This is a genomic window from Segetibacter koreensis DSM 18137, assembly GCF_000374045.1.
GTDB classification, from domain to species: Bacteria; Bacteroidota; Bacteroidia; order Chitinophagales; family Chitinophagaceae; genus Segetibacter; species Segetibacter koreensis.
The window spans coordinates 183256-195583 of sequence record NZ_KB893315.1 but is presented as its reverse complement, the minus strand read 5'-3'; the positions used below and the strand labels follow the sequence as shown (position 1 = coordinate 195583).

10 protein-coding genes are annotated in these 12328 nt (G+C 38.5%); 7 read left to right on the top strand and 3 right to left on the bottom strand.

Annotated elements, in window-relative coordinates; translation table 11 throughout:
• Positions 1-39: 39 nt before the first annotated feature.
• From B154_RS0103440 to B154_RS0103415, 6 genes are all read left to right on the top strand, one after another.
• Positions 40-2244 (top strand): carbohydrate binding family 9 domain-containing protein, encoded by a 2205-nt coding sequence (locus tag B154_RS0103440; RefSeq protein ID WP_018611921.1) that lies wholly within the window; start codon positions 40-42, stop codon positions 2242-2244.
• A 258-nt stretch (positions 2245-2502) separates the two neighbouring features.
• Positions 2503-3900, top strand: coding sequence for a Gfo/Idh/MocA family protein (locus tag B154_RS0103435; RefSeq protein ID WP_018611920.1), 1398 nt, complete (start codon positions 2503-2505; stop codon positions 3898-3900).
• A gap of 2 nt (positions 3901-3902) precedes the next feature.
• Positions 3903-4622, top strand: coding sequence for a 3-keto-disaccharide hydrolase (locus B154_RS0103430; protein WP_018611919.1), 720 nt, complete (start codon positions 3903-3905; stop codon positions 4620-4622).
• Between the two features lie 201 nt (positions 4623-4823).
• Positions 4824-5138: a hypothetical protein gene (locus B154_RS0103425; RefSeq protein ID WP_018611918.1), complete on the top strand. Its 315-nt coding sequence runs from the start codon at positions 4824-4826 to the stop codon at positions 5136-5138.
• 18 nt (positions 5139-5156) lie between these two features.
• Entirely contained in the window at positions 5157-6293 is a 1137-nt protein-coding gene (locus B154_RS0103420; RefSeq protein WP_018611917.1) for an acyltransferase family protein, read from the top strand.
• Between the two features lie 175 nt (positions 6294-6468).
• Positions 6469-8388, top strand: coding sequence for a beta-N-acetylhexosaminidase (locus B154_RS0103415; RefSeq protein ID WP_018611916.1), 1920 nt, complete (start codon positions 6469-6471; stop codon positions 8386-8388).
• A gap of 445 nt (positions 8389-8833) precedes the next feature.
• On the opposite strand, the gene B154_RS0103405 is transcribed toward B154_RS0103415, so the two are convergent.
• The 3 genes from B154_RS0103405 to B154_RS32150 all read right to left on the bottom strand — a co-directional run bounded on the left by B154_RS0103405 (position 8834) and on the right by B154_RS32150 (position 11904).
• Positions 8834-10990 carry a TonB-dependent receptor gene (locus B154_RS0103405; protein ID WP_026259927.1) on the bottom strand — a complete coding sequence of 719 codons (2157 nt, stop codon included), beginning with the start codon at positions 10988-10990 and terminating at the stop codon, positions 8834-8836.
• A gap of 54 nt (positions 10991-11044) precedes the next feature.
• Positions 11045-11314 (bottom strand): hypothetical protein, encoded by a 270-nt coding sequence (locus B154_RS0103400; protein ID WP_018611910.1) that lies wholly within the window; start codon positions 11312-11314, stop codon positions 11045-11047.
• Between the two features lie 431 nt (positions 11315-11745).
• A complete protein-coding gene (locus tag B154_RS32150) occupies positions 11746-11904 on the bottom strand; it encodes a hypothetical protein (protein WP_018611906.1) in 159 nt (52 codons plus the stop codon).
• A 142-nt stretch (positions 11905-12046) separates the two neighbouring features.
• Between B154_RS32150 and B154_RS0103390 the strand changes: the two genes are divergently transcribed.
• The gene (locus B154_RS0103390) at positions 12047-12277 is read left to right on the top strand and encodes a hypothetical protein (RefSeq protein WP_018611904.1); all 231 of its coding nucleotides are present in this window, start codon (positions 12047-12049) and stop codon (positions 12275-12277) included.
• The last annotated feature ends 51 nt before the right edge of the window (positions 12278-12328 follow it).

Below are 12328 nucleotides of genomic sequence, written 5' to 3'. Positions count from 1 at the left end.
CTTTAATAATAATTAGTATATCTTAAAAAAGCGTTTGTTTTGAAAAAATGTTTTACTCTTTGTTCCTTTATAAAGATTGTTTTTGTTCTGTTTTTTGTTTTTTTAAATTATTTCTCTTTAAAAGCTCAGAAAAAGAATGAGCAATTCCAGATACATGTCACCAGGGCTTCTTCTCCTGTTAAAGTAGATGGCATAATGGATGAAGAAACATGGAGAAATGCAGAGGTTGCCAAGAACTTTTATATGGTGTTGCCGATGGATACCGGGTCAGCTAAAGCGCATACCGAAGTACGTATGGCCTATGATGATCATAATCTTTACCTCATCGCCGAGTGCTTCCAGTCAGTTCCCGGTCCTAATTACGTGGAGTCATTGAGGAACGACTGGGTCTTTGGTAAAAATGACAATTTCCTTATGTTTATGGATCCTTTTGATGACCAGACAAACGGTTTCGCATTTGGCACTAATTCAGCAGGTGCCCAATGGGATGGAATGATGTACGGAGGCGGATCAGTAGATTTAAATTGGGATAATAAATGGGTGTCAGCAGTAAAAAATTATAATGATAAATGGATACTTGAATTGGCAATACCTTTTAAAAGTATACGCTATAAAAAAGGCATTACCAGGTGGGGAATTAACTTTAGCCGCTTAGATTTAAAGACATCAGAGAAAAGCTCATGGGCACCTGTGCCAAGGCAATTTCCAACTGCTTCTCTTGCTTATTCAGGCATACTTATATGGGACCAGCCGCCGCCGACTGCCGGTTCAAACGTATCACTAATACCTTACGCATTGGGAGGATTTACAAGGAACCATGAAGAGAACAAACCGGCGAATTATAGAAAAGATATTGGTGTCGATGCAAAGATAGCGCTGACCTCGTCGCTTAATTTAGACCTTACAGTTAACCCCGATTTTTCACAGGTGGAGGTGGATAAGCAGGTAACAAACCTCGACAGGTATGAATTATTTTTCCCGGAAAAGCGCCAGTTTTTTCTTGAAAACGGAGACCTCTTTGCCAACTTTGGGTATGCTTCCATCCGCCCTTTTTTCTCAAGGCGTATTGGTCTCGGAGTTCCGATACAGTTTGGTGCGAGATTAAGCGGAAAGCCTGATAAAAACTGGCGATTGGGCGTCATGGATATGCAGACAGGAAGTGTTGATAATACGGGGTTGCCAGCTCAAAATTTTACTGTCGCTGCGGTTCAACGGCGGGTTTTTTCACGGTCTAACATTGGCTTAATCTTTATAAATAAGCAATCTTTAAATTACTCACCCGGCAAAGACACAACAAAACCTGTCTACAGCGATTACAATCGCACCATAGGGCTCGAATACAACCTTGCCTCTCCCAATAATAAATATACAGGCAAAGCAATGTTTTTGAAGTCTTTTTCTCCCGGAAGATCTGGCGATGATATTGTACATGCAGCTCATATTCAGTACCTCGGGCGAAAGTTGCTCTTGTTTTGGCAACATGAGTATGTAGGCAAAAATTATAATGCCGAAGTGGGCTATGTGCCAAGGCAGGGTTATATAAAATTAAACCCGCAGGTGGGCTATACATTTTTCCCTTCGGGTGGTATGGTGTTGAGCCACGGACCAAGTGTTATGTACTATTCGTATTTCAATACTTCCTTTAAGAAAACTGATGATGAAGGAGTATTTAATTATTTAACTACTTTTAGAAAAGGTAGTACTTTTTCTGCCTGGGTTAGCCACGATTATGTGAAGTTACTGCAGCCTTTTGACCCCACTAATTTTACCAAAGATACCCTTGCCCGGGGTACCAAACATAGCTGGAATGCATGGGGAACACAATTTGTTTCTATGCCACAAAGTGTTTTTACTTATGGTTTTTCTACCCGATATGGTGGTTATTATGAAAATGGAACACGCCTTAACCTGACTGCAGATTTAGGCTATAGGTTTCAGCCGTATGTAAGCATTGCGATGAGCACGAGTTATAACAATATAAAGTTACCGCAACCCTGGGGTAACCGTTCGTTTTGGCTGATTGGGCCAAGAGTTGATGTAACGATGACGAATAAATTATTTTTTACAACTTTTGTTCAGTATAACGATCAGCAAAAAAATATCAATCTCAATACTCGATTGCAATGGAGGTATAAACCCGCTTCCGATTTGTTTTTTGTTTATACTGACAACTATTATCCGGCGCCTTTTTCCGTCAGAAACAGGGCAATGGTACTAAAATGGACTTACTGGTGGAATTTATAAAAATCAATTTTTAAGTAACCCAATTAAAATTTCTGAATGGATTTTCATAATTTCCGCTTTTGGTGATTATGGTAAAAATGTACAAGAGTGCGACGCAACAGGCGCTAAATAGGAGCAATAAAGCTGGTTTCACAAAAAAATGAATCAATTGAACCGGGTAAACATGAGCTTACAATAGAATATCATTAATAATAAAATTTTTTATAAATAGATTGTTATCACACTTCTATTTAATTTTAGCGAGCTAATAAAATAAATATGTCAAAAACTTCTAACGAAAATTCACGGCGCTCTTTCATTACAAACCTTACAAAAGGAGTAGTAGGAGCATCTATGATTCCTGCCATTGTAACTGCAAAAGACCGGCAACGAAACCTTGAAGGACTCATTCGGGAAGGTCAAAAGTTTTCAGCTAATGACCAGTTGCAAATTGCTTTAATCGGAGCCGGCGGTATGGGCACTGCGGATACTAATACAGCTATTACAGTTCCTGGAATAAAACTGGTAGCTGTTTGTGATTTGTATGATGGACGTCTTGCCGATGCAAAAAAGAAATGGGGCAACGATATCTCAACAACGCGTGATTACAAGCAAATACTTGAAAGAAAAGATATAGATGCTGTTATAATCGCAACGCCCGATCATTGGCATAAAGACATTTCGGTTGCCGCAATGAACAGTGGCAAGTCGGTGTATTGTGAAAAACCAATGGTTCATGATATTACAGAAGGGCCGGCTGTAATAGCAGCGAGAGATAAAAATAAAGTTGTAATGCAGGTGGGCAGCCAGGGATTGAGTTCTTTAGGGAATGAAAAGGCAAAACAGCTTTTAAAAGATGGCGCTATTGGTAAATTGAACTATGCTGAAGGGTTCTGGGCTCGCATGTCACCGACAGGTGCATGGCAATACCCCATACCTGCAGATGCTTCGCCACAAACTGTCGGTTGGGATACTTTTGTAGCCAATACCAATAAAAGACCATTCGATGCCACAAGATTTTTCCGGTGGAGAAACTACCGAGATTATGGTACAGGAGTATCAGGCGATTTATTTGTTCATTTGTTCTCGAGCCTGCATTTCGTAACCGGGTCATTGGGGCCGAATAAAATAATGGCTACAGGTGGCTTACGCTATTGGAAAGATGGCAGAGAGGTGCCTGATGTTATGCTGGGTATGTTCGATTATCCTGAAACACAGGTTCATCCTGCTTTTAATCTATCATTAAGAGTAAATTTTGTTGACGGCACAGGCGGTACAAACTACTTGCGCATGGTAGGCAGCGAAGGTTCAATGACTGTTGAGTGGGATAAAGTAACACTTTACAGAAACAGTGAACACATTGATGAAAATGACCCTTTGGCAAAAAGTAACGCGGCTGCTAATGGTGGTAAGGAGTATGTGTACGATCGTAAATCAATGTCGTTGGTACCCCCTGAAAAAACAGAATATGCCGCAGCCGCAGGTTATAAAGGTGCTCACTTCGACCACTTTTACAATTGGTCCAACGCTATCCGCAATAAAGGTACTGTAGTGGAAGATCCCGTATTTGGCTATCATGCTGCAGCTCCTGCCTTGTTGTGCAACGATAGTTATTTCAATAATAAAATAATGCAATGGGATCCTGTTAATCTTAAAGTAATAAACAATAAAGCATAATTATGAGAACAAAAGTTTTTCTTGTTGGGGTTTTAGTAGCTGCGATAGCATTTTCCTCTTATACCTATAAAATGACAGCTGACAATACGTTGTCTAAAGCCGAAAGGCAGCAGGGGTGGAAATTGTTATTTGATGGAAAATCAAAAAATGGCTGGCGCTATTATCAAAATAAACCTTCTAAATCCTGGGAAGTAAGCAACGGCACGCTTCACAGTAAAGGAAGTGCTGCGAACTATGGGTCAATAAATGCTGATTTAATGACCAAAGAGCAATACGATAATTTTGAGTTATCAATTGACTGGAAAATTTCTCCCAAAGGAAACAGCGGCATTTTATACCTGGTAACAGAAGATAATGAAAGCTCATATTTGAGTGGTCCTGAATACCAGATCATTGATGATATTAACTTTCCTGAGAAAATTGAAGACTGGCAAAAAACGGGAGCTAATTACGCACTGAATCCTGCCCCTACTGCTGAGCCAAATCCAGTTGGCCAGTGGAATCATACTAAAATTGTAGTAAATAAAGGTCATGTAGAGCATTGGTTAAATGGAAAAAAAATAGTGGAGTATGAAATTGGAAGTGAAGAATGGAAAAAGAACAAAATGAATGGGAAATTTAAAGATGCAGCAGGATACGGTATGGCTAAAAAAGGTTATATCGCACTGCAGGATCACGGCAGTGAAGCGTGGTTTAAGAACATTAAGATAAAGCAATTGTAGATTTTTTTTAAACAGTCCCGATATAAAATCGGGACTGTTTAATTATATTATTTTATAGCCGAACCTTATTACAGGCTCATAATTTTTTTGTACAGAGCCCTCTCCCTTGGAGAAAGTAATTAACGTAATTATTCAGTGGAAAACATCAGATAGATTAAGTCACTATTAGCAGTTATCAACTTTCCTAAACTCTTTTCTTTTATGAAATTTATATTTCTGTTTCTTTTTACGATCTTGGTTTTTAGTTGTGAAAACAATTCGTTTGAGAGGGATAAAAGACAATTGATTGCTAAGAACATGATAAGGGAAAAATTAAAGAATATACAAGCTTTCGATATTACAGCTTTCAAAGAAGATACTTTACATGAGGCGCCCGATGCAGAATTTAAAAATCCTATCAGGTATACATTAGATATTACTTACAAAGATTCTACAGGCGCCTTACAAAACAAAGAAGCATTTGTAGTATTTACACCCGATGGAAAATCTGTTATTAGCTCTCAAATAAACAATTAACTACAATCAATTTCTTTTATGAGTACCCAACGCGAGCGGTTTCTTTCATTGGATGTATTTCGCGGTATGACTATTTGCTTTATGATTATAGTCAATACGCCCGGGAGTGGCGCCATACCATTTAGTCCGTTAGAACATGCTGCATGGCATGGTTTTACCCCAACTGATCTTGTTTTTCCATCGTTTTTATTTGCCGTTGGCAATGCAATGAGTTTTTCGCTTGACAAATACAGGCAAATAAGCAACTCGGCTTTTCTTGCAAAAGTATTTAAGCGTGCGGCCCTCATTTTTCTAATTGGTTATTTAATGTATTGGTTTCCTTTTTTTCGTTTAGACAATGCAGGTCATATCACAAGTGCTCCGATTGCTAATACAAGAATCTTAGGAGTTTTGCAAAGAATCGCTCTTTGTTACCTTTTTGCTTCTTTGATGATCCATTATCTATCAACTAAGGCTGCAATTATAACCAGTATACTATTGCTAATCGGCTATTGGGTCTTGTTGCTCATTTTCGGTAATCATGCACAGCCTTTCAGTATGTTGGGTAATGCCGGGATTTATATTGATAAATTTTTGTTGGGAAACAATCATATCTATCACGGTGAAGGAGTTCCTTTTGAGCCGGAAGGGTTGTTAGGAACTTTGCCCTCAATCGTAAATGTTTTTATTGGCTATATGGCAGGAAGATTCATTCAGCAAAAAGGTAAGGGATTTGAAACTATTTCAAGATTAATGCTTACCGGTGCCTTGTTGATTTTTCTTGCGTTATGGTGGAATATGATTTTTCCTATTAATAAGAAACTTTGGACAAGTTCTTTTGTGCTGGTTACTACAGGCATTGACCTGCTCCTGATTTCGGCATTAATTTATATCGTTGAAATACAAAAAATAAACACGCTCAACTGGACTAACTTTTTTGTTGTGTTTGGTAAGAATCCTTTGTTTATTTATATCTTATCTGAGATTTTAGTTACTATATTATATATGATCCGTATTACTCCTCAGCAGAGCTTTTTCAATTGGATTAACGATATCCTTTTCCAGGTTGTTGCTCCTGGTGCAATCGGTTCATTTCTCTTTGCCATTTGTTATATGCTCCTTTGCTGGAGCGTTGGATGGTGGTTAAATAAAAGGAAAATCTATATTAGGGTTTAGCAAAACCTGCTTGATGAAGAGTATAATCAGCATGATGATTAAGATGAACGTTTCATCATCAATATATAAAACATAGAAAAAACGTTTATTACAAATAAAGCTTTTAAATTAATATTCCTTCAATAATTTCACGGTTTACTACAACGATTATTATTTTTTTAAATTAGTTTGTTTCATGAAAAAAAGATCCGGATTCTTATTTTGCTTATTTATTTCTGTTATAGCATTTGGCCAGGACAATAAAAGCGGCCTTGCTATCATCCCCGAACCTGTTAATATAGTAAAAAATACAGGTGTATTCTTCTTGCCAAAAAACATTACCATTGAGGCAGGTTCTCAACCCGAATTAAAACAGGCGGTAGGTAATTTGAAAAATCATTTATCAGTACCTACCGGTATGCATGTTACAGTCACTAGTTCTGCACCTGCAGCTACGGTCAGGCTGGTGTTGAATAAAACTGAAAATGCTGAAATTGGCAAAGAAGGTTATCAGTTGTCGGTTTCACCAAAGCAAATTGTGATAAAGGCAAATCAGCCTGCAGGCATATTTTATGGAGTTCAAACCCTTGTGCAATTGTTTCCTAAAGAAATTGAAAGTGATACTATTGCAAAAAATGTAAAATGGGAAGCGCCTTGTGTTCAGATCACTGACTATCCAAGATTTGGATGGAGAGGTTTAATGTTTGATGTATCACGTCACTTTTTCACCAAGAATGACGTGAAGAAGTATATCGATGATATGGTAAGATACAAGTTTAACCTGCTTCACATGCATCTTACTGATGACGAGGGATGGCGTATCGAAATTAAAGGATTGCCCAAGTTAACTGAAGTAGGCGCATGGAATGTAAAAAAGGTAGGCTATTTCGGAACCTTCTCACCCCCAGCTCCGGATGAGCCTAAAAATTATGGTGGCTTTTATACGCAGGACGATATAAAAGAACTGGTACAATATGCTAAAGAGCGATTTGTAAATATTTTGCCTGAAATTGATGTTCCTGGCCACAGCCTGGCAGCAGTTGTGTCATATCCGGAATTGTCCTGTACACAAGGCGCAGATAAATATCATGTTCGTTCCGGTGAAGAAATTATGGACTGGTCGCATGGTGCGCCGCCAATAGCCTTGGTAGATAATACACTTTGTCCTGCAAATGAAAAAGTGTATGATTTTTTAGATAAAGTAGTGACACAACTGGCACAACTTTTCCCTTTTGAATACATGCATCTTGGCGGCGACGAATGTCCTAAAAACTTTTGGGAAAAAAGTGATGCGATTAAAGCTTTAATGCAAAAGGAAGGATTGAAAAATATGGAAGAAGTGCAAAGTTATTTTGAAAAAAGACTTGAAAAAATCGTGACTTCAAAAGGCAAAAAATTTATTGGGTGGGATGAAATACTGGAAGGTGGCCTGGCACCAAGTGCTGCGGTTATGAGCTGGAGAGGAATGAAAGGCGGAGCAGAAGCAGCTAAAATGAAACATAATGTTGTAATGAGCCCAACCACTTTTGCTTACCTCGATTATATGAACGGGGATCCTGCCATTGAGCCGCGTATTTATGCAACACTTCGTCTGAGTAAAGCTTACCAGTTTGAACCTGTTCCTGATAGTGTAGATGCGAAATACATAATAGGTGGGCAAGCAAACCTGTGGACAGAACAAGTGTACAATATGCGTCATGCGGAATATATGACCTACCCAAGAGCTCTTGCAATATCAGAGTCTGTCTGGTCTCCCAAAGCAAAGAAAAACTGGGACAATTTCTCTCAGAAAGTAGAAAAGCATTTTGGCAGGCTGGATGAAGCTGAAATAAAATATGCTCCCAGCATGTACGACCCTATTGTTAATGTAAGCAGCGCTGCAGATAAGCAAATTAAAATTGAATTAAGTACAGAGGTAAAAGGACTTGATATCTATTATACTTTCGATAATTCTTTTCCTGACAGGTTTTATCCTAAATACACCGAAGCCTTGACTCCGCCGAAAGATGCAGTTATGCTGAGAGTAATAACCTACAAAGGCGATAAGCCGGTTGGTCGCATGATGACACTACAAATTAAGGACCTGCAACAGAGAGCAGATAAAAAGAGCGAGTAGTAAAAAGCGGCTGTTGCAACTTTTCAATTAAATATACACTCTATGTAATTGGTTTTTCATAGAATATTGGATTAAAAACAGGGCTGGATTTCTATCCTGGCCCTTTTTTGTTTTTTAGGTGTGCCACTATTCAAATTAGTTTACTTTCCTTACCTTTGCTAATATTTTTAGTATTCATGTTAACAGATGCAGCAAGAAGGATGGCAGATGAGGCAAAGCAAAAGGCATGTGGTTATACGACCAGCGTATAAGAAGTGGTATTCACCGGAGGACTTTACTTACTCCGTGCCAAAGTACAGGTAAAGGCTACTTTAGTAACCTCTGCTATTGTCCATTGTTCTTTTCAACCAATAGCAATTACAGGCAGCCAATGATTAGGTATTACTGCATGAAGTAAACCGATAATTAAACTGCCTGTAATGATTGAGTACATTCTATTAGTTGTTTACAATCTAATTTTTATACCACCGTTTACTACAAACCCGTCAACAGGTGCATATATGTCTCTGAATGTTGGGTTCGTAATTGTGCCGGTGTAGATGGTATCAAACTTTGTCTGCCTTGTATCTGTAATGTTTTCTAAGTTGACGAACAAGGCGAAGTGTTTCCAGGTCTTTTCACCCATTAAACCAAAAGTCCAGTAAGATTTACCAATAGCACCATCATTTAGTTTTTGAGGACTGAAGAAATAGCCTTCTGCACCTATCTTTAATTTGCCTTCTTTCTCGTACATCAACACATTATTAAGCCTGTGCTTTGCTGTTAACGGAAACCAGCTTTTGGTGTTATTGAAATGGCTGTTTACATCTGCATAAGTATAACCGATAAACAGTTTCAAATCATCGTAAGTAAACCGAAGGTTTGTTTCCATTCCCTTGGTGTCTATATGACCATTCGTGTTTATAAACTCATACTGATTGGTAGGTGTAGTGGTTAATACTAAGGGTCTGTTTAATCTTGTATAGAAAAAAAGTTGATTAGCTGCTAAACCTACTTCACCAATTTTTGTACGATAATTTATATCAAAGTTTCCACCTGCCGAACGTTCGTTGCTTGCTGTATTTTGATTGATTGGCAGAATGTTTTGAAACTGTATTTTTTCTGCATCTTCATTAAATACTGTCGGTGTTTTGTAACCTAAACCACCTCCTAACCTTGCTGTAAGTTTTGGGGTTACTTTAAGCATAGCTGAAACTCTGGGCAGCAGTTCAAAACTATATTGCTTTACATAATCTCCTCTTAATCCTGTCTCTAAAGTAAATTGCTTTGTTGGTAACCAGGTGTTTTGTACGAATGCTCCTATTGTATTGTAGTGATAGTTTCTTAAAGCATTGTTGCTTTGTTTGTCTTCTGCAAAATCATCTGTCAACAAGTTTGCTCCGATAACCCATTGTGCTTTTTCTCCTTCGTTGCTATAGGTAGCTTCTGAATATGTGGATTGCTGTAAACCTTTAAAAGCATAAGATGGAATTTGAATAAAGCGATTGAACCTGCTATAGCTGTTCTTAAAATTCATTTGTGCCTTATCATTTATCTTATGTGTTAATTGAGCCTGGGTAGTAAAGCGTTCTGTATTGTTCTTTTCAAAATAACCAGTTGAACCTTTCTTAATGTAATCCGTGCTGCCACCTAAACGGTCTTCTGAGATGTAACTAAAACCAATGTTTGCGGTTGTCTTATCTCCGTAAATAAACAGTCTTGGATTAATTGTATAACGGTCAAATTTTGGGATAGCTGTTAACCCAATTTTAGCCGGGTCGTACGGTCTTCCTGTGTTTCTTGAACCAAAAACAGTTATGCCAATCTTCTCAAACTTCTGGCTGTAAAAACCACTAAGGTCAAGCCCCCCTGCTGAAGTACCATTGCCTAAGAACGTTAATTCTTTTTTGGCAGTTGGTGTCTTTGAAACAAGGTTTACTAAACCTGCGATTGCTCCACCACCGTATAAAGTAGATGATGAGCCTTTTATAACTTCAATCTGCTTTAAATCAAGTGGTGTTACCTGCATTAAACTTAAACCTCCTGAAAAGCCTGAATAAAGTGGAAAACCGTCTCTTAGTATTTGTGTGTACCTGCCATCTAAACCTTGTATTCTTATACTGGAATTATAAGATGTTGCGGAAGTTTGCTGTGTTTGAATGCCCGTACTTTCATTAAGTAACATTCTTATATCTCCGGGCTTCATGTTTCCTTTTTCTGCTAATTCTTCTCCTGAAATCGTTTCTACTCTTGTAGGAATGTCGCTAATGGTCCGGCTTGTTCTTGTTGCAGTTACCACAACTTCATGTTCATGTTCTTCGCCTTCCTGTAATAATACTTCTAATGGTGCTTCTGTTGGTGTTGGAACTGTTACGGAAATCTCTTTTTCTGCTAACCCTACATAAGATATTGTAACCTTAAATGTACCTGCTGCAAGATTTGCAAACGTTGCAATCCCTGCGCTGTCTGCAAGTGCTGTTTTATTGATTGATTTTATTATTGCTGTAGCTCCTGCAAGTGGCTGCTTTTCTTCCCTGCTTTTTATTGATAGTCTGATTGTATGTTTTGCATAAATGCCGGTACTGGCAATTAGCAGCATACATAATGATAGTATATGCTTCATAATTCTATTGAGAAATGAAAAAAATAAATGAATAGTTGACCATAATATGAAATATTAAGCAACTCGTGGGGGCTGTAACTGGGAAGGTGTGTAAGTAGAAAGCGTTAATGAAATTACCCTGGAACGATGTACTGGCTTTGCTAAAGTGATTAATGGAATTTCAATCACTTTAGCTGCCTCGATAAAGCCGAAGCAAGTGCCACAGGTAACGAAAGGTGAACAGTTGCCTTCTGATTTATGATTGTTGTGATTAGCTGTATTGGCGGCGAATTGGTCGTTGCAGCCATCGTCCTTGCTACAGCAAGGATAGAACGTTGCAGCCATGGTGACTAATAGCAAAAGAAATGTTAACCTCTTTTTCATTCGGGCGCAAAGGTAGCTGAAAAGAAATTACTTCATTTAATTGGAAAAACAATGTCAAAAAAAAGCCCTAAGGCTTAGAAAGTTAACTCTGGTACGCTGGAGCAACCAATACATATACCAAACAACGACTTGAACTCCAGCTCCCCCGGGTAGGAAAAAGTTTTGGAAAGGGAACGTCATATCGTTATCAATTAATGTCCATGGATATTATGTTTCCATTTTATTGGAATCACTGACTTGCTGAGTTAATTGGTTTTGCAATTTGAGAAATGTATTATCTTTAAAGAAGTAAAGCGAGATGGTTGCACATCCCGCTCTTTTCGGGCTTTTTTTATACTGGCCATTGTTCATGAATCGCCTGTTTTGTCAACCTTGTCCATATACTAACCGTGCTAAAGTCCTTCTCGTCCTGTATAGGCGGTATTTTCGATAGGAAAGCTGATCCCTACACGTACAAGGTCTTCTCCTGCTACCAGAGCCAGGTTGCTACTGATATGAAAACCAGGGCAGGACTGTAGGGATGAAGCAGTTGCATAAAGATTTCCCCGCACGCTATTCTATTGGTCTCTCACCCATAAATATTTCAGCTTTGGTAACGGCTATTATTTAACGAATAGCTGGGGCGATCCGGTTGCATCATATTGGAAGCCTAAATTCAAAAGATGGTTCAAAGAAAATATTAATCCGGAATACTTGCCTGAGTACAATCAGTCACGGATTTATTTAGAAAGTATTAAGGGAGAGCACGAGTTCCCATCCTCCCACATCTATGATGCTTATTTAAGACGGTATTATGCAGGTGTTGCTCCACGGGCTTTAGCTGACAAAGAAGCGCTCAAAGAGGCTCTTGTGCGAGACGTGATGGAAGTGGCGAATAAACTGGTAGCTGAGCTAAGATTTAAAGAAACAACAGGCCATCTATAAATCCTGCTCTCGATAGGAAACAAGGTGATAGGCAATGGATAGTACGCTGGA

Excerpts from the sequence above, each read along its gene's own strand:
- B154_RS0103430 (WP_018611919.1), top strand. The coding sequence starts at position 3,903 with ATGAGAACAAAAGTTTTTCTTGTTGGGGTTTTAGTAGCTGCGATAGCA.
- B154_RS0103415 (WP_018611916.1), top strand. The coding sequence starts at position 6,469 with ATGAAAAAAAGATCCGGATTCTTATTTTGCTTATTTATTTCTGTTATA.
- B154_RS0103420 (WP_018611917.1), top strand. The coding sequence starts at position 5,157 with ATGAGTACCCAACGCGAGCGGTTTCTTTCATTGGATGTATTTCGCGGT.
- B154_RS0103405 (WP_026259927.1), bottom strand. The coding sequence starts at position 10,990 with ATGAAGCATATACTATCATTATGTATGCTGCTAATTGCCAGTACCGGC.
- B154_RS0103425 (WP_018611918.1), top strand. The coding sequence starts at position 4,824 with ATGAAATTTATATTTCTGTTTCTTTTTACGATCTTGGTTTTTAGTTGT.
- B154_RS0103400 (WP_018611910.1), bottom strand. The coding sequence starts at position 11,314 with ATGGCTGCAACGTTCTATCCTTGCTGTAGCAAGGACGATGGCTGCAAC.
- B154_RS0103435 (WP_018611920.1), top strand. The coding sequence starts at position 2,503 with ATGTCAAAAACTTCTAACGAAAATTCACGGCGCTCTTTCATTACAAAC.